Source organism: Vibrio sp. 10N.261.51.C6, assembly GCF_041471785.1.
GTDB classification, from domain to species: domain Bacteria; phylum Pseudomonadota; class Gammaproteobacteria; order Enterobacterales; family Vibrionaceae; genus Vibrio; species Vibrio crassostreae_C.
This window is the reverse complement of the sequence record NZ_JBFRPB010000056.1, coordinates 45,653-62,700: the sequence shown is the minus strand read 5'-3', so window position 1 is coordinate 62,700 and position 17,048 is coordinate 45,653. Positions and strand designations below refer to the sequence as shown.

Annotated in this window: 15 protein-coding genes; 9 read left to right on the top strand and 6 right to left on the bottom strand. The window is 43.4% G+C overall.

The annotated features are described in order from the left end of the window. Window positions 1-207: 207 nt before the first annotated feature. Entirely contained in the window at window positions 208-1,446 is a 1,239-nt protein-coding gene (locus AB4375_RS15605) for a DEAD/DEAH box helicase (RefSeq protein ID WP_372051957.1), read from the bottom strand. Window positions 1,447-1,699: 253 nt separating this feature from the next. On the opposite strand from AB4375_RS15605, the gene AB4375_RS15600 reads away from it, so the two are divergent. Together AB4375_RS15600 and AB4375_RS15595 are read left to right on the top strand one after the other, a co-directional pair. After that, the gene (locus AB4375_RS15600) at window positions 1,700-2,326 is read left to right on the top strand and encodes a LysE family translocator (protein ID WP_017068053.1); all 627 of its coding nucleotides are present in this window, start codon (window positions 1,700-1,702) and stop codon (window positions 2,324-2,326) included. 267 nt (window positions 2,327-2,593) lie between these two features. Then, window positions 2,594-2,950: a hypothetical protein gene (locus tag AB4375_RS15595; protein ID WP_017060329.1), complete on the top strand. Its 357-nt coding sequence runs from the start codon at window positions 2,594-2,596 to the stop codon at window positions 2,948-2,950. A gap of 143 nt (window positions 2,951-3,093) precedes the next feature. Here the strand turns inward: AB4375_RS15595 and AB4375_RS15590 are convergent, their stop codons facing one another. Together AB4375_RS15590 and AB4375_RS15585 are read right to left on the bottom strand one after the other, a co-directional pair. After that, the gene (locus AB4375_RS15590) at window positions 3,094-4,218 is read right to left on the bottom strand and encodes a M14-type cytosolic carboxypeptidase (RefSeq protein ID WP_017060330.1); all 1,125 of its coding nucleotides are present in this window, start codon (window positions 4,216-4,218) and stop codon (window positions 3,094-3,096) included. A 135-nt stretch (window positions 4,219-4,353) separates the two neighbouring features. Next, window positions 4,354-4,629: a nitrogenase-stabilizing/protective protein NifW gene (locus AB4375_RS15585; protein ID WP_050645067.1), complete on the bottom strand. Its 276-nt coding sequence runs from the start codon at window positions 4,627-4,629 to the stop codon at window positions 4,354-4,356. Between the two features lie 307 nt (window positions 4,630-4,936). On the opposite strand from AB4375_RS15585, the gene AB4375_RS15580 reads away from it, so the two are divergent. From AB4375_RS15580 to AB4375_RS15570, 3 genes are all read left to right on the top strand, one after another. Next, window positions 4,937-6,031, top strand: coding sequence for a NapC/NirT family cytochrome c (locus tag AB4375_RS15580; RefSeq protein WP_372051956.1), 1,095 nt, complete (start codon window positions 4,937-4,939; stop codon window positions 6,029-6,031). Window positions 6,032-6,053: 22 nt separating this feature from the next. After that, complete coding sequence (locus tag AB4375_RS15575) at window positions 6,054-8,501, top strand: molybdopterin guanine dinucleotide-containing S/N-oxide reductase (RefSeq protein WP_372051955.1); 2,448 nt, start codon at window positions 6,054-6,056, stop codon at window positions 8,499-8,501. A 141-nt stretch (window positions 8,502-8,642) separates the two neighbouring features. After that, the gene (locus tag AB4375_RS15570) at window positions 8,643-8,855 is read left to right on the top strand and encodes a TIGR02450 family Trp-rich protein (protein ID WP_017068050.1); all 213 of its coding nucleotides are present in this window, start codon (window positions 8,643-8,645) and stop codon (window positions 8,853-8,855) included. A gap of 40 nt (window positions 8,856-8,895) precedes the next feature. Here AB4375_RS15570 and AB4375_RS15565 read toward each other — a convergent pair whose 3' ends face one another. Continuing rightward, on the bottom strand, window positions 8,896-9,633 hold the full coding sequence (locus AB4375_RS15565) for an HAD-IIB family hydrolase (RefSeq protein WP_372051954.1): 738 nt from the start codon (window positions 9,631-9,633) through the stop codon (window positions 8,896-8,898). A 641-nt stretch (window positions 9,634-10,274) separates the two neighbouring features. Here AB4375_RS15565 and proV point away from each other — a divergent pair. The 3 genes from proV to proX are packed head-to-tail and all read left to right on the top strand — an operon-like array spanning window position 10,275 to window position 13,560. Then, window positions 10,275-11,462, top strand: coding sequence for a glycine betaine/L-proline ABC transporter ATP-binding protein ProV (gene proV, locus AB4375_RS15560; RefSeq protein ID WP_372051953.1), 1,188 nt, complete (start codon window positions 10,275-10,277; stop codon window positions 11,460-11,462). Between the two features lie 3 nt (window positions 11,463-11,465). Continuing rightward, window positions 11,466-12,560, top strand: a complete 1,095-nt coding sequence (proW, locus tag AB4375_RS15555) for a glycine betaine/L-proline ABC transporter permease ProW (protein ID WP_102333175.1) — start codon at window positions 11,466-11,468, stop codon at window positions 12,558-12,560. Then, window positions 12,553-13,560 carry a glycine betaine/L-proline ABC transporter substrate-binding protein ProX gene (gene proX / locus AB4375_RS15550; protein ID WP_017065955.1) on the top strand — a complete coding sequence of 336 codons (1,008 nt, stop codon included), beginning with the start codon at window positions 12,553-12,555 and terminating at the stop codon, window positions 13,558-13,560. Before proW ends, proX begins: the two co-directional genes overlap by 8 nt. A gap of 210 nt (window positions 13,561-13,770) precedes the next feature. Here the strand turns inward: proX and AB4375_RS15545 are convergent, their stop codons facing one another. Further along, a complete protein-coding gene (locus tag AB4375_RS15545; protein WP_372051951.1) occupies window positions 13,771-14,145 on the bottom strand; it encodes a nuclear transport factor 2 family protein in 375 nt (124 codons plus the stop codon). A 141-nt stretch (window positions 14,146-14,286) separates the two neighbouring features. Between AB4375_RS15545 and AB4375_RS15540 the strand changes: the two genes are divergently transcribed. Continuing rightward, complete coding sequence (locus AB4375_RS15540) at window positions 14,287-15,153, top strand: LysR family transcriptional regulator (protein ID WP_372051949.1); 867 nt, start codon at window positions 14,287-14,289, stop codon at window positions 15,151-15,153. A 28-nt stretch (window positions 15,154-15,181) separates the two neighbouring features. Here AB4375_RS15540 and AB4375_RS15535 read toward each other — a convergent pair whose 3' ends face one another. After that, the gene (locus AB4375_RS15535; protein ID WP_372051948.1) at window positions 15,182-17,041 is read right to left on the bottom strand and encodes a helix-turn-helix domain-containing protein; all 1,860 of its coding nucleotides are present in this window, start codon (window positions 17,039-17,041) and stop codon (window positions 15,182-15,184) included. Window positions 17,042-17,048: the final 7 nt, after the last annotated feature.

Sequence of the window (17,048 nt, the reverse complement as noted above, 5' to 3'; positions counted from 1 at the left end):
GATTTAAGAGTATTTTTTTTGAGCAACCAAGAATCAATACGTTGGCATCATAATTCACAAAAGTGTCATTTAAGTTGGCAACTTTAGGGAAGTTTTTGGGTGTGAATTTGTATTTTGTTGCATATAAAAAAGCCCAGTACAAACTGAGCTGACCATTCTATTTCTGGTTACTTAGAGTTATTTCTGGTTACTTAGAGTTATTTCTGGTTACTTAGAGCTATTTGGTTTGCTTTTAAATTGCTTAATGCTTTTCTTTTTAGCTGTTCTTCGATTGGCCATTTTATCTTTAGGTGGACGCTTGCGAGCGGTCGTTTCAGATGCAGGTTTGTCGGTAACCGGGAAACCCTCTAATGGTTGCAGCACTAACGGCTTATTGGTCAAGGTGCGAATCGCATTGAGGTAGTCAGTTTCGCTGTGGCTAACCAGAGAGACCGCGCAGCCAGTACTTCCTGCTCTTGCTGTACGACCAACGCGGTGTACGTAAGTTGCTGAGTGAGAAGGTAATTCGAAGTTAATTACGACAGGTAACTGATCAATATGAATGCCTCTAGCCATCACGTCTGTCGCGATAAGCACACGAGTCTCGCCATTTTTGAAACTTTCTAATGCTTGCTCTCGTTCTTCTTGGCTCTTATTTCCATGTAACGCACTCACACTGATTTTGGCTTTATTCAATCGTTTGGTTAATGCATCGGCATTGTCTTTTGCGCCAATAAATACCAATACTTGCGGCCATGTGTGTTGATTGAGTAGTGCGATGAGCGCTTGAGCTTTACTGCCTTTGTTCACTAAATACAGGGTTTCTTCAATAGTCGCGACCACGCTGTTTTCTTGATGTGTCGTGACTTTAACTGGATTTAAAAGAAGCTCTTCAGCTTGCCCTACTAATTCGGGCGGAAGTGTCGCAGAGAACAACAGTGACTGACGTTTACTTGGTAGTGCTGCAGTAATCGCTTGAATATCTGGCCAAAAGCCCATGTCGATCAGGCGGTCGGCTTCATCAAGAACCAATGATGAACACTGAGCGACATCCAGTTCATCACTTTTGATTAAAGCAAGTAAGCGGCCCGGTGTGGCGATGGCTAATTGTGGTTTAGTCGATAATTGTTGCTGTTGATCATCAGTATTTACGCCGCCCGTTAGCGTTACCAATTTGATATCAAGCGCTGTTGCGATCGGCTCTAAAGATTTGGTCACTTGAGACGCGAGTTCACGTGTCGGGACGATGATAAGCGCTTGCAGTCCATTCACATCATGGTTGATGTTGTTCAGCAAGGGTAAGCCGAACGCCAACGTTTTTCCGCTACCCGTTTGAGCCAACGCAAGTACGTCTTTACCCGCAATAATTGATGGAATTACCGCTTGTTGTATCTCAGTCGGTTTGTCGAATTGAGAAGGGATCGCTGTGACGGTTTTTGCGTTAAGGGTGAGGTTATCAAATGACATAAATGAACCAAGTATCAAAATGGAGGTGGAGTCTAACAGGGCTATAAATGTTAGAGAATGAGTTTTGCTGCGTTACAGGATAAACGGGTGAATTATACACGTTAAATTTAAGCGTTATCCATACAACTGAACTAAGGCAAGCGAGCTAAGCTAATTAAACGTTGGGCATATTGTAATGGTATTGAATGGACGTACAATACCCGCCCTAAAACGATCAAGTATGATTAGGAAGTTTCAAGGAAATGAGAGCGAAATGAGTTGGGAAAGTATCTGGCTGTTTATTATCATCGTGTTTTTTATTGCCATTATTCCAGGCCCAAATGCTCTGTTGGTATTGAGCACGGCTCTAACCCAAAGAAAGCTGTTTGCGTTTATTAACGTGTTGGGTGTGTCATGCGGGTTCTTTTTTCATGCGTTTGTTTCTGCGAATGGCATGAGCTTACTGTTATCTCAGACCCCAATGGCGTTTGAAGGTCTTAAGTGGCTGGGCGTCTTGTACTTAATCTGGCTTGGTTGTAATCACTTTCGAGCGGCATTGCGAGCTCAAGAGGGCGTGCTTGCTGTGGTGAGCGCATCGGGAAGTAAGCTATATCATCAGTTTTTCAAAGGGCTTCTCACTAATCTACTGAATCCTAAAATTGTCCTGTTTTATCTTTCTATATTCCCTCAATTTGTTTCAACAGATGCGATTGTGACAGACAGTTTGATACTTGGTGCAATTCAAGCGTCAGTGGTGTCGATGTGGTTCTTAGTTGTGATCTTAATGGCGGATACCTTTAAGCGCTTGTTAGTTCAAAAGCGCACCTCGCAAATGGTGAACATTGTGTGTGGGATTCTATTCGTGGGCTTCAGCATTCAGTTGGCATTGTTTCAGCTTTAGGGTGCGATGCGAAGAATTGGGTTTTTAGCTATTGGTTCAGTTCATTTCCGGCTTAGTTCTCGTTTCCATCTTAGTTTTCATTTCCGATTCAGTTCTCATTTTTTACTGAATGCTAAGCAATCAGTGTTTCTCTGTATAAATCTCTAAAGCATTAGCTCGGGAAGTCGATATAATTATTAGCTATCAATTTGGTGAATGTGTTTATTTGAGACCAATTGAAGCTACAGCCTATTGCTTGACCGAAATAACAGAGACAGGGAGTCACCAATGCGTGAAGATTCATTCACCCAGAAACGCAAATATTACCGCTTAAAGTACCCTCAAAAGGCTCGTCCGGTGATGCGAATTAAGGATGAGCTTTTTCATGTCAGCGAAGTTTCTGAAAAGGGTGTACGCCTGATGATGCGTAACATCATTCCGGTTTATCGTGGCTTTTCAATGGCCGGCACCTTGAGGTTGCATGACAACAACAGTATCGATATTAGCGGTGCTGTATTGCGACAAGAAGGTGACGAAGTGATCGTTCAGTTATCACAAGGTCCGAGCTTCAAAGATATGGTGTCTGAACAACGCCACATTAGGCAAAGATACCCAGTATTTTTTGCTAGCCTCAGAGTGGCATAGAAAGCTTTTAAAGTTAGATTCACTCATCCAAGCCGATATTAAAAAGCCCAGCACTTTCACAAGTGCTGGGCTTTGTTCTATCTATAGCCCAGATTCTTATAAACCAAAGGCGATACAGGTAAAGCTAATGAGCTTAGTTGGCCTTATAGCTCGTCTACTGTAGCCCAAACTGCGGCTAGCATATCGTGACCAAACGCGACACTTCGTTCTGGAGACCAGCCGTAAAGTTCGTCAGCGTGACTGATGTGATCTTTAAATGGCATCTCGACGGTGTAAGCCAAACACTTGAATTGCTCACCAATCCAGTTTGTGCCAACTGTCATGTTTGCTTTGCCTGGTTCGTCTTTATCGTAACCAAATTCATCTTGGAACTCTGGCGTGATAGTGAGCAGTGCTTGCTTGAAGTGGCTCTCTAGCTTCGCGATGCGCTCGTTGTAAGAAGGTGTGCCTTCGCTACCTGCTACAAAGTTATATGGAATCGCTTCGTCGCCGTGAATATCTAGACACAGGTCAACGCCCGTTTCCAGCATACGCTCGCGAACAAGGAATACCTCTGGGCTGCGTTCCATAGAAGGTGATTGCCATTCGCGGTTCAGGTTTACGCCAATCGCGTTAGTACGCAGGTGACCGCGGATGCTGCCATCTGGGTTCATGTTTGGTACAACTCTGAACACAACGCTGTCTAGAAGAGAGCGACCAACCGTATCTGTTTCATCAAGTAGGCGTTGTAGCAGGCCTTCGATCAGCCATTCAGCCATCGTCTCGCCAGGGTGTTGGCGACCAATAACCCAGATGTTTTTCTTCTCTTCACTTGGCTCGCCGATGGTTAGCAAAGTGATGTCGTTGTTGTCTAGCGTCTGACCTAGAGTTTCAAGCTTACAAGCAGGGTGCGTTTGAGCATTGTGCAGAAGATCTTGGTGACGATCGTATGAGTACGGCGCGAAGTACGCGAAGTACATTGAATCGTGTTCAGGGATGATATCGAAGCTTAATGTATCGCCATCGAACTGAGATGGGATACGGAACCACTCTTCACGGTCATACGATGCAACTACATCGTAATCTTTCCAGCCTTCAGGGTAGGCAGATGTTGCCAATTGACCGATTTCAAAGTGGTGAGATTGTTGAGCTTCACTTTCTAAGCGGAAGTGAAACCACTGAGAGATTTCAGTTTGGTAGTCTGCTGGGATCGTCAGTTGAATGTTTTGTGGTGAATCTGCAGAAACGACGTGAATGTTGCCGCTTTCGAAATTGCTGAAAATTTTCATTGTAGTTTTTATCTCGTAGTTGAGTTGCCGTAAGACTAGCACACTTTTTTTCGAGCAAACCACTAACTAAATCGTAATGAGATGTTATTTCAACTATCTACTTTTTAGTTCTCTACTTTGAGCAGTACTTCCTATCTATCGACGCTGACAAGTTGTACACCCACGACAGGCTGAACGTGTGTGGCGATCTAACTTGCTGCGTTGAACCTTACAATAGGCATTTTTCAGCGCTCTTCTTCCAGAAAACCAATCATCCGGTTTTGACAGGATCAGATAACCATTAAAGCGTTTCACAAGCTCGACTCTATTTTGGTTGATGAACTTGCTATCAAACCCAATTTCGAAGTAATCAAGCGCTTGTTCAATCGAGGTGAAACTCGCCATTTTTTGTTGGAATTCTGTTTGGTTCATTGAGTGAGGAGTTTATGAAAAATAGATAGCCAATATTGTAATAGATTTACAATTTACTTCTTTGACTTAGAAAGCCGTTTTGTCTCGTTGATGTTGGATTAATCAATAATGAATATTTAACCGCTACCTCTTATTTGGTGGGTGATTGTATTTGGTGGGGAATAATTTCGTGAAGTGACCTTGGGTTCTCATAAAGGTTCAATTTTTGTTCCTCAGAATGCGATTTATGATCCAAATCAAACTGATCTACCCCTAAAGTACTATTCTGATCTTAATTGTAACCAATTGTTGAAGATGATTAAGAATTATGACAATAAAAAAACGTTATATCGCACTAATAGCGGCGGTTGGTATAGGTATTGGCTGGTTAACCTTAGGGGGAACTGCAGCCGTTATGCACTATACATCGAGCACTGAGTTTTGTGTTTCTTGCCACACAATGGAAGCACCCCACAAAGAATACCAAGGTTCTGTACACTTCAGTAACGCAAAAGGCATTCGAGCTGAATGTGCCGATTGCCACATTCCAACTGATCCGATTGACTACGTGATCACCAAAGTAAGAGCGTCCAAAGACATCTACCACGAATTTATTTCAGGTAAGATAGACACGCCTGAGAAATATGAAGCACACCGTGAAGAGATGGCTGAGGCAGTTTGGGCTCAATTCCGCGAGAATGACTCAGCGACTTGTCGCTCTTGTCACGAATTCGATGCAATGGAAGAGTTCGAGCAATCTCGTGATGCAGCAAAAATGCATGCTTATGGTCGTGAAAATAACCAAACGTGTATCGACTGTCATAAAGGCGTCGCGCACTTTGCCCCAGAAGCTCAACTAGACAGCAAAGCCTTCGAGACCTTGATTGCCTTTACTCAAAATACGCCAGTTGATGCGAAAGTGGTTTACCCAGTAACCGACATCGCAATGGGCGAATTTGGTAACCTAAATCCAACAGCAAAACTAGAAGTGGTTAAAGCTGAAGGCGACAACCGTACTGTGACTTTGAATGCATTCCAAATGAAAGGCGCAGAGCAAGTGCTTTACTTCGGTGAAGGTCAACGTGCAATCGTTGCGACACTAACTGATAAAGGTCAAGAAGCACTGACTACTGGTGAATACGAAGCCGATGCTTATGGTAACGAGTGGCGTTCAGTTGCGCTAACGGGTGATATCACTTCTCCAGTTGTCGATAAACTAGACCCAATCTGGTCTTACGCAGAAGAGTTGGACAACGTTTACTGTGCAACGTGTCACGCGAAAATTCCTTCAAACCACTTCACTGTGAATGCTTGGGGACCTGTTGCGAAAAGTATGGGCGACCGTACAGACATTTCTGAGCAAAACCTTGAGCTGCTGACTAAGTACTTCCAAAACCACGCGAAAGACGTTGTTGGTCACTAAAGAGAATTAGAAGGATAAAATTATGACTAATATGACACGTCGTGGATTTATGAAAGGCACAGGTATTACAGCTGGTGCGTTGGCATTCACATCTTTGACGCCGATGAGCGCAATTGCTTCGGACAAACGTGGTTCTGGTGTTCTAACATCAGGTCGTATGGGACCAATGCTGTGTGAAGTGAAAGATGGCAAGTTAGTGTCGACGACGAATGCACTGGCACAAACGGTTCCAAATAGCCTGCAGACCACAGGCCCTGATCAAGTACACACCAAAGCGCGTGTTAAGTACCCTATGGTTCGTAAAGGCTACTTGGCTAACCCATCTGCACCTGAAGGTGTACGTGGTAGTGATGAATTTGTTCGTATCTCTTGGGATGAAGTGTACAAATTGATTCACCAACAACACTCACGTATTCGTCAAGAGCACGGTGCGGAATCTGTATTCGCAGGCTCTTATGGCTGGCGTTCAAGTGGTGTTCTGCACAAAGCGCAAACGCTTCTACAACGTTACATGAGCATGGCTGGTGGTTACTCTGGTCACTTAGGTGATTACTCAACAGGTGCTGCGCAAGTTATCATGCCGCACGTTGTGGGTTCGATTGAGGTGTATGAACAGCAGACGACTTACCCAGTTATCCTTGAGCACAGTGATGTGGTGGTACTTTGGGGCCTAAACCCAATTAACACCTTGAAGATCGCTTGGAGCTCAACCGACTGTGCAGGTCTTGAGTTCTTCCACCAGTTGAAGAAGTCGGGTAAGACAGTGATTGCGATTGACCCAATGCGCTCTGAGACTATCGAGTTTTTTGGTGACAACGCAGAGTGGATTGCTCCTCACCCAATGACTGACGTAGCCATGATGATGGGTATCGCACACACGTTAGTGAAACAGGGCAAGCACGATAAAGAATTCTTGGGTAAATACACAACAGGTTACGACGTATTCGAAGCTTACTTGATGGGTAAGGAAGACGGCGTAGAAAAATCTGCTGAGTGGGCGTCTGAGATCTGTGGTGTGCCAGTGAAGCAGCTTGAGCTACTTGCGGATATCTTCAGTAAGAACCGTACTATGCTGATGTCTGGCTGGGGTATGCAGCGTCAACAATACGGTGAACAACGTCACTGGATGTTGGTTACGCTAGCGACAATGCTAGGTCAAGTTGGCTTGCCTGGTGGTGGTTTCGGTCTTTCTTACCACTACTCAAACGGTGGTAACCCTGCTCGTGATGCAGGCGTACTTCCTGCGATTTCAGCGTCACTTGGCGGTGGTTCTTCGGCGGGTAACGATTGGGCTGTTTCAGGATCTGTGAACGCATTCCCTGTAGCGCGTATTGTTGAAGCGCTAGAAAACCCGGGTTCAAGCTACCATCACAATGGTCACAACCTAACGTTCCCAGAGATCAAAATGATCTGGTGGGCAGGCGGTGCGAACTTTACTCACCACCAAGATACCAACCGCTTGATCAAAGCTTGGCAAAAGCCTGAGCTGATTGTTATCTCAGAACCTTACTGGACAGCAGCAGCTAAGCACGCGGATATTGTTCTGCCAATTACTACATCGTTTGAACGTAATGATATGACGATGACGGGTGACTACAGTAACCAACACTTAGTGCCAATGAAGAAAGTGGTTGAGCCACAAGGTGAAGCTCGTAACGATTTCGATGTATTTGCGGACATGTCTGAGTTACTTGCTCCGGGTGGTCGTGATGTGTACACCGAAGGCAAGACCGAGATGGAATGGCTGTATGGTTTCTACAAAACCGCACAGCAAGGTGGTCGTGGTCAGCGTATCGTAATGCCTAACTTCAGCAAGTTCTGGGAAGATAATCAGTTGATCGAGATGAAGTGGAACGAGAAGAACGCACAGTTTGTTCGTTACGCTGATTTTCGTGAGAACCCAATCATGAACCCACTAGGTACACCAAGTGGCAAGTTCGAGATATTCTCAAGAACCATTGAAGGTTACCAACTAGATGATTGCCCAGCACACCCAACTTGGATGGAGCCAACAGAGTACACCGGCAATGCTAAAGATGGCGAACTGCAATTGATGACAGCGCACGCGGCGCACCGTCTACATAGTCAGTTCAACTACGCGAAGATTCGTGAAGAGTACGCTATCGCAGACCGCGAGCCGATTTCAATCCACCCTGAAGACGCAAAAGCGCGTGGCATTAAAACAGGTGATTTGGTTCGTGCACACAATGGTCGTGGCCAAGTATTGGTTGGTGCATTAGTGACTGATGGCATCAAACAAGGCTCAGTATGTATCCATGAAGGCGGTTGGCCAGATTTAGATAAAGATACAGGCCTATGTAAAAACGGCGGCTGTAACGTACTTACGTTGGATATTCCGACCTCTCGTTTGGCAAATGGTTGTGCAGCGAACTCTGCGCTTGTGAAAATTGAAAAATACACAGGCCCAGTATTAGAACTGACGGCATTTGATCCACCTAAAAACGGCTAATCTTTAACAAGTAATAGCTAACTGAATGAAGCCAGCCTAATCGCTGGCTTTTTTTGATCCTTTTCTTGCGACGAAGACTATTACTCAGTGTCGGCTAGACAATCCATAATAATCAATGACATCTAAGCGAGAAATAAACTCATGAATCGAATCAATCCAAAGAAACTACTTCGCAGTAAATGGACGGCCGTTAGCCCTGTAAAGAAAGAAAAACACTTTATGGTCACAGAGGTAGAGTTTGAAGAAGGGGAGGTTATTCGTTGTTTGATAGAAGCGGTGATGACCAAACGAGAGGAAGACATCAACTGGCGTGATCTCACCGACAAGGATCATTGGCTTCCCGGTTGGAAATAAGGATAGCAAGTAGGGAGCAGTCGGTCACCTCTACTTATTTCTAATTACCCGCTGCTGCACGCCCTTGCCAGTATTTAAGGCCTTCTAAGACACCCTCAGCATGTGTTGCTCTACTCGTGTATACGTTGTCTCTATCCGATAGGTGAGCAACCTCTGGGTAATGGTTAGCAACCAGTATCGAGTTTACGCCTTCAATGGTGAGCATTGAGGTGTCGTTAGCTGAGTCACCTGCGACGCACACTTCTGCAACGCTCAAATCGTGTTGTTCGAGTAGGTGGTTAATCGCAGTCGCCTTGTTAACGCCTTTTGGTGTGATATCTAAGTACCAATCATGAGAGTAAGTCAGGTGAACATCTAATCCGTGCATCTCCAAGCTAGATTCAATCAGTTCGTGTTGAGGCTCTGAAAGCTTTCCTTCAAAGGTGATCTTGTAATCGCCTTGATGGTTTTCTATGCGCTCACCCATAAAATCAAGGGGGGCGAGAGCCGTCTCTACCCTTGATTTGTTCCAAGAAGCTTCCAGTTGGTTATGCCAAACATGGTCTGGTTTTTGGGAATGAACATGATGAATTTTGGTGCCCACATCGCTAATAATACTGTGTGGCTTCGGGTAGTTATCCGATTCTAAACCCATTCGAATCGAAGGTAATGTTCTTCCTGTCGCGATGATAAAGCGAATATCAGGTTGTTCTGTGAGGTAATCAAATAGCTGGTTAACACCGTGAGATGAGCCTCCATCCAGCGTACCGTCAAAGTCACACACCAACATTTTTATCATTCGAATTCCTTGTCTTTTTCTCTATTTCGTCACGGGAAAATGCTTATTTCTTTTATAAAGAATGGCTCAGCAATGAGCACTCTACAAGTTGAAGTTCAGCTTAGATAATCACCAATTGACAGTTTGCAGCAAGTATCACAGTTGGTGTGACGTATTAAAATTCTTGGTTGAAAAGGTTGATTTCAACTCGCTGACTTTAGCCGGTTGACCTTTGGTTTTTAGGTAGAGATTGAGAGTTGATCTTATATTTTCTACCGAGCGAACTTTCGCCTCGGAAACATCATGAAAGCTTAATAAATAGTTCGTATTCGAATTATTTGTGTGCGAACTAATTGTGGCTTTTGTTGGTTCATTCAGCCTATTAATTACTCTAATGTAAAATTAATATTCAATAATCTACGACTAAGTAATACATAATGTTGGTAGTGCATCTGTCTAATTTATCCCTTTAATTATCAGTGGTTTGTTATATTTTTGCTTGTTTTTTGGTCTTGCTGTCACTGGTCTGGTTTCGGTCTGTCACCTTATTTTACCGCACGAAGCTCCTTGGTTTACATGTGCCAATTACTTAGAGTGCTAATTGTTTTTCAGGTTTAAATAACCATTTTTAAGTTTAAATAACTGAGAAAGGATTAGATTACATGGATCCCATACTGGAAGTTAAGGGACTGTACAAGGTGTTTGGTGAAGACACCGACCGTGCTTTTACAATGATTAATGAAGGCGCAAATAAAGATAAAGTTTTCGAAGAAACAGGGCTAACGATCGGCGTTAACGATGTTTCTCTTAGTATCCAAGAAGGCGAGATTTTCGTCATAATGGGACTGTCAGGATCTGGCAAATCAACCCTAGTACGCCTTCTTAACCGCTTGATCGAACCAACCAAAGGCAATGTGCTTCTTCGAGGCAAAGACATTGCCCACATCTCAGAAGATGAACTCCGCGAAGTTCGCCGCAACAACATCTCGATGGTTTTCCAAAATTTCGCTTTGATGCCGCATATGACGGTCATCGAAAATGCCGCATTTGGTCTAGAGCTTGCGGGTGTTGAAGTTGAGCAACGAAAGCAATCAGCACTTGAAGCACTTGAACGTGTTGGCCTTGGCGCATATTCAGAATCTTACCCAGATGAACTATCTGGTGGTATGAAGCAGCGTGTTGGTTTGGCTCGTGCACTAGCATGTGACCCAGATATCTTGTTGATGGATGAAGCGTTCTCGGCGCTCGATCCTTTGATTCGTACAGAAATGCAAGATGAGCTTATTCGCCTTCAAAATGACGATAAACGAACCATTGTTTTTATCTCGCATGATTTGGATGAAGCGATGCGTATCGGTGACCGAATTGCGATTATGCAAAATGGCGAAGTGGTTCAAGTCGGTACTCCAGACGATATTCTTAGTAACCCAGCGAATGATTATGTCGAAGCTTTCTTCCGTGGTGTGAACGTAGCAAGCGTACTTACTGTGAAAGACATTGCGCGTAAGAAGCCAGCTGCGGTATTTAAAAAATCAGAACACGATGGCCCAGCGTCCGCTCTACAAATTTTGATGGATAACGACCGCGAGTACGGCATCGTAGTTGAGAAGAGCAGCCGTTACTCCGGCATTGTCTCTATCGACTCGCTTCGTAAAGCCCACAAAGAGAACAAATCACTCATCAGCGCACAGCACGATGATGGACTAACGCTGAACCCTGATTTACCAATCAATGATGTGCTTGGCCTAGTTGGTGGTGTGCCTTACTCAGTGCCTGTTGTGGATGAGCAAGGTAATTACTTTGGCGTGGTGACTAAGTCACGACTGTTACAAACATTGGATAAGGGGTAGATCATGTCGTCTGAACAAACAAATAATGACCCATGGTCTCAATCGGCTCCTCCAGCTCAACCTGCAAGTGATCCTTGGGGTCAATCCGCTGATACCTCACCGTCAGCGGATTGGTTAAGCAGCGAAACCGTTGAAACGACACCTTTTGATCCACTTGACCCTTTTGCAGAGGCTGTGCTGCCTGTTGACACTTGGGTTGAGTCTGGACTGAATTGGTTAGTTGAGCACGGACGCCCATTATTCCAGGCAATCCGTGTGCCTATCGATTTTATCCTAAGTTCATTTGAAACGGCGTTGGTGTCTACGCCAGCACCATTCATGTTGATCATCTTGTTTCTAGTGGCATGGCAGTTTTCAAACTTGAAGCTTGGCGTTGCAACGGCCGTATCTTTGACTTTCATTGGCTTGATTGGCGCTTGGTCTGAAGCAATGACCACATTGTCACTGGTCATGACATCCGTATTCTTCTGCCTATTGATTGGCTTACCCATGGGGATATGGCTCGCTCGAAGTAACACGGCGGCTAAATTCGTGCGCCCGATTTTGGATGCTATGCAAACCACACCAGCCTTCGTTTATTTAGTACCGATCGTCATGTTGTTTGGTATCGGTAACGTTCCGGGTGTCGTGGTGACCATCATATTCGCACTTCCTCCTGTTGTTCGTTTGACCATCTTGGGTATTCAGCAAGTTCCGGAAGAATTGATCGAAGCGGGTCACTCATTCGGTGCAAGCAAAAAGCAGATGCTTTACCGAATTCAACTGCCACTTGCATTACCAACTATCATGGCGGGCGTGAACCAAACACTGATGTTGTCGTTATCGATGGTGGTTATCGCATCAATGATTGCGGTAGGTGGTTTAGGTCAAATGGTACTGAGAGGTATTGGCCGTTTGGATATGGGACTGGCCGCTGTTGGTGGTTTAGGCATCGTTATCTTAGCCATCTTATTAGACAGAATCACCCAAGTACTGGGTGTCAATGCTGGTAATACAAAATTACGCTGGTATCGCATGGGACCTGTTTCCCTTGTACTGAATGTACTTAATCGCGGTAACAAATCAGAACTTCAATTAAGGAAAAACACCAATGAATAATTCATGGAAGAGTAAACTCGCAGTAAGCATCGTTTCTACATTAGCGGTATCGACTAACGTGTGGGCAGCAAGCCTACCGGGTGATGGCGTATCAGTTCAGCCTGTTCAATCTTCTGTAGCGGAAGAGACATTCCAAACATTGATCGTTAACCGTGCTCTAGAAGAACTGGGTTATGACGTGAAATCAACTCAAGAAGTGGACTACAACGTAGGCTACACCTCGATTGCAAAGGGTGACGCAACGTTTCTAACGGTAGGTTGGTTCCCGCTTCATGCTGATAAATACACAATGGCAGGTGGTGATGAGAAATTCTACCGTGAAGGCCAATATGTAAGCGGCGCTGCTCAAGGTTACCTAATTGATAAGAAAACGGCTGAAAAGTACAACATCACCAACATTGGTCAATTAACTGATCCAAAAATCGCGAAGCTGTTTGATGCGGACGGTGATGGCAAAGCAGACCTAACAGGCTGTAACCCAGGTTGGGGTTGTGAGATGGTGATTGAACACCAACTTTCAGCGTTCAAACTGGACGATACGGTAACTCACAACCAAGGTAACTACGCTGCAATCATTGCAGATACAATTTCTCGTTACCAAAAGGGTGAATCAATCCTTTACTACACGTGGACACCTTACTGGGTAAGTGGCGTATTGGTGCCTAACGAAGATGTAGTTTGGTTAGAAGTTCCTTTCTCAGCACTTCCTGGCGAGCGTTCGAACGTGGATACGACGCTATCTAACGGCAAAAACTACGGCTTCGAAATGAACTCAATGCGCATTATTGCGAATAAAGAGTTTGCTAAGAACAACCCATCAGCAGCGAAGCTTTTTGAAATCATCAAACTTAACATCAATGATGTAAGCGCTCAGAACATGATGATGAGTAAAGGTAAGAACAGCTCTGCTGATATCGAAGCGCACGTAAACGGTTGGATCAAAGCGAACCAAAGCACGTTCGATGGTTGGATTACAGAAGCGAAGAAAGCAGCACTGTAACTTTGACTTGTATTTGCCCTGTCTTACCAGACATTTTGATTTGAAGTGATGAGCGTGTTGAGTGATTGTGTAGAGTCACTCAATCACCTTCAAATCAAGTGAAATGGCGACAAGAGTGAACATTAAAAAGCCAGCAGTCCATTTGGATTACTGGCTTTTTGTTTTCTGTTTCTATTTTGAGTTTTGAGCTTCTAGCCTTTAATTACAGCTCTAGCGTTCACCTTGAACTTCGAAGTCATCGCTGACAAGACGAGCTTTACCATCTTCTTGTACTGCCCAGTGTTCACGGTGTACAACACCAAATGCTTTATTCATTGTCCAACTAGCAGTAAGGATGTAGCCGCCTTCTGGGTGCTCTTCCCATTTCACGTCAGTGTAATCAACGTCTTTGAAGCCTTGGTCTATGATACCTTGCCAGAATGCTTGAATCGCTTCATGACCTTCAAAAGTACCAAATGGACGCGCTTCCATTACGCAGTTCTCTGTATATTGGTCTGCACAACCTTTCGCGTCTTGGTTGTTGAATGCTTTTTGCCATGCGTTAATGCCTTGCTTACACGCTTCTAATACTTGATTGTTTGACATTGTTTTCTCCATAACAGTCTTCTTTGAAACACTGTGTTTTTGATTGGGTTATCTCGATAAGTTGAATACAGTTTAGCTTTGGTAATTAACTTGAAAAACAGAGATAATAGAAAATACTGTTTGTAAAAAGAGAACAATAAGATGAGTAAGCTAAAGCAGATGTCGATTTTCGCTCATATCGTAGAGCAGGGTTCAGTCTCGGCTGCGGCTGAAAAGTTAGAGTTGTCTAAATCTGTCGTCAGTCAACATCTCAAAATTCTAGAACAAGAGTTAGGCGCCTCTCTCCTTAAACGCACAACACGAAGACAAACTTTGACAAGCATGGGTGAGCGCTTTTATTTGAGTTGCAAAGACATCAATGTGATCGCTGAATCGGCTTGGGATATGGCAAAAGCCGAGCTAGAAGAGCCACAAGGCCGGATTCGTATCACAGCTCCGAATGCCTTGATGGATTTATTGGTAGCGCCTGTTATTGCCGATCTGATGAAACAATATCCGAAGTTAAAGCCAGAACTGATAAGCGACGATCAGCATTTAGACTTCATGGTGCACGATATTGATCTCGCGGTACGAGTGGGCAGTTCTCGTGACAGTAACTTAAAGCAAAAGCGTTTAGGTGAGTTTAAAGATGTGTTATGTGGCGTTGAAAGCATGCGTAAACGTGAGCTTGAATCGATTCCTTACATTGCAAACTCCTGGCAGGGAAAGCAGGTGACTCATCATTTTAGTTCTCAAACTGAGCAGGACTTTGTCTACCAACAGCAAGCTAGTTGCGTCACCAATTCGTTCCACAGTTGCCTTGCACTGATTAAATCAGGTGTTGGTATCGGTGTGATTCCAGATTTCTGCATTCCTCAGTTATTTGGTGATGTTGTCGACGTGCTGCCAAGCTTTGAATTACCCACCAACACGGTTTATGCGCTAAACCCATTTGCTTCAAATACGCCTATCGCCATCAAGCTGTGTATCCAAGCGTTGGAAGAAAAGCTTAAGCAGAATTTAGTATAAGCTTTCTATCGTTGGTAAAATCCGGTGCTTAACCATATTTACTAATAAAAGAAATAACATGTTTATTACTCAGTAATTCAATCTTGTCGATAGTCAGTACGCAATAGCGGTAGTTTTTGTTTTTGAAGGTGATGTTCGACTTTTCTTCTGTTGGTTCTGAAAACTTCCATATTTCAAATCCAAGGTTTTTCATCAGCTCCAATGCATTTGGGTTTTTGATCATCATAGAGAATTTCTTGATCTTAGTATTGCTTGCAAGAAGCTTCATATCGGAAATCAGGTTCGCAATAGATTGTTCGCGCTTCTCAGAGTGACCGCTAACCACAATGTAATTTAAGTTATGATTAGACTCTAAAGAGCAGGCTTGCTTAATATGTAGATGTTTATTTTGGTATTGCTCGAATACCTCTTCGTTGAAGAAAAAACCTAGGCTATGACTAACAATATCGCCATTAACATCGACCATTTTTCTGCCATGCGCCTTTTTTTCACTGCAATAGAGAAACAGGTCGATAGTATCAAGAGCTGAAGGATCCACCTTTGTATATTGTGAAATCAGCTTTATTCTATCTATTACTGATTTGTCATTCTGATCTGTCATTAGTGGCATGATCTGACAGTCGCAGCCTTCTTCTATTTCCCCTTTAGTGATAGACGATATTCGGCTTTGAAACGAAAAGAACCTCTCACGAAGGAAGTCTTCAAGTAATGCACTGTCTTCGTTATCTTCTGAATCAAAGGATTTCAACGTTGTATACAAGTCCAGACCAAGGCAGTCCAATAGCTTTAGGGCTTTGTAATTACTTGGCTTTACTTTGCTATTTTCCCATCGATTTATCGTTACGACATCTACAGAGCTGAATTCATCATCTAAGTGATTAATGTATGCCGCAAAATCCTTTTGCGTTAACTTCAATTTCTTGCGCGCTTCGCGCAGTAATTGCGGAAATTTCATCATGGTAGAATATTCATCTTTGATTAGTGACATTACGTTCCGATTAGTCAGATAGTCTATTTTATCAATCGTTAATATACAGTAGCTATAATATTTATTTTTGAATGTGATATTACATTTTTTAGCAGAAGGTTCCGAAAATTTAAATACTTCAAACCCCACGCCCTTCAAGAGTTTCATCATGTTGGGGTCTTTTACTAAAACAGAATATTTTTTAATGTTTTTGTTCTGAGAAAGTAACTGTATATCTGAAACTATATGCTCAATAACATGATCTTTTGTCTCTGAGTGTGAGCTTATATTAAAATAATTTATGCTTTTGCTTGAATTTAAAGAGCAGGCCATTCTTAGATCTAGCTCTTGAGTTTTTAATGTTTCAAATTGATGGTCTTCAAAGAAAAAGCCTACGTTGTGACTCACAATGTCACCATCTACATTGATCAGTTTGTGACCATGTGCTTTTTTCTCACAGTAGTAGAGATATAAATCAATTTGGTCCAATGGCGAAATATCGACTTTTGTGAATTTAGAAAGTAGTTTGATTCTGTCGATAACGCCAGTGTCACACGGCTCTGACATTAAAGGCCGTGACTTAAAGTTGCGTTTGCCTTGTTGTTGATTCAGGCCTGATAGAGCTGAAATTCTACTTTGAAATGAGCCATAGGATTCGTTTAAAAACAGTTCGATTAGTGTGTCTTTTTGTTCGGACTTAAAGCTCTTTATTGTCTCAAACAAATCTCCGCCAAGGTACTGTAAGATCTTGAGTGCTTTGTATGTACTAGGCTTTACCTTACTGTTTTCCCAACGATTTATCGTTACGACGTCAACCGCATTAAACTCGTCGTCCAGCTGATTTAAGTAGGTTGCAAACTCTGTTTGTGTAAATTGAAGTTCCTTTCTGAAGTTACGTAACAACTGTGAAAACTCACTCATTAAAACA

Coding starts and splice junctions, on each gene's coding strand:
- AB4375_RS15605 (WP_372051957.1), bottom strand. CDS start 1,446: ATGTCATTTGATAACCTCACCCTTAACGCAAAAACCGTCACAGCGATC.
- AB4375_RS15600 (WP_017068053.1), top strand. CDS start 1,700: ATGAGTTGGGAAAGTATCTGGCTGTTTATTATCATCGTGTTTTTTATT.
- AB4375_RS15595 (WP_017060329.1), top strand. CDS start 2,594: ATGCGTGAAGATTCATTCACCCAGAAACGCAAATATTACCGCTTAAAG.
- AB4375_RS15590 (WP_017060330.1), bottom strand. CDS start 4,218: ATGAAAATTTTCAGCAATTTCGAAAGCGGCAACATTCACGTCGTTTCT.
- AB4375_RS15585 (WP_050645067.1), bottom strand. CDS start 4,629: ATGAACCAAACAGAATTCCAACAAAAAATGGCGAGTTTCACCTCGATT.
- AB4375_RS15580 (WP_372051956.1), top strand. CDS start 4,937: ATGACAATAAAAAAACGTTATATCGCACTAATAGCGGCGGTTGGTATA.
- AB4375_RS15575 (WP_372051955.1), top strand. CDS start 6,054: ATGACTAATATGACACGTCGTGGATTTATGAAAGGCACAGGTATTACA.
- AB4375_RS15570 (WP_017068050.1), top strand. CDS start 8,643: ATGAATCGAATCAATCCAAAGAAACTACTTCGCAGTAAATGGACGGCC.
- AB4375_RS15565 (WP_372051954.1), bottom strand. CDS start 9,633: ATGATAAAAATGTTGGTGTGTGACTTTGACGGTACGCTGGATGGAGGC.
- proV (WP_372051953.1), top strand. CDS start 10,275: ATGGATCCCATACTGGAAGTTAAGGGACTGTACAAGGTGTTTGGTGAA.
- proW (WP_102333175.1), top strand. CDS start 11,466: ATGTCGTCTGAACAAACAAATAATGACCCATGGTCTCAATCGGCTCCT.
- proX (WP_017065955.1), top strand. CDS start 12,553: ATGAATAATTCATGGAAGAGTAAACTCGCAGTAAGCATCGTTTCTACA.
- AB4375_RS15545 (WP_372051951.1), bottom strand. CDS start 14,145: ATGTCAAACAATCAAGTATTAGAAGCGTGTAAGCAAGGCATTAACGCA.
- AB4375_RS15540 (WP_372051949.1), top strand. CDS start 14,287: ATGAGTAAGCTAAAGCAGATGTCGATTTTCGCTCATATCGTAGAGCAG.
- AB4375_RS15535 (WP_372051948.1), bottom strand. CDS start 17,041: ATGAGTGAGTTTTCACAGTTGTTACGTAACTTCAGAAAGGAACTTCAA.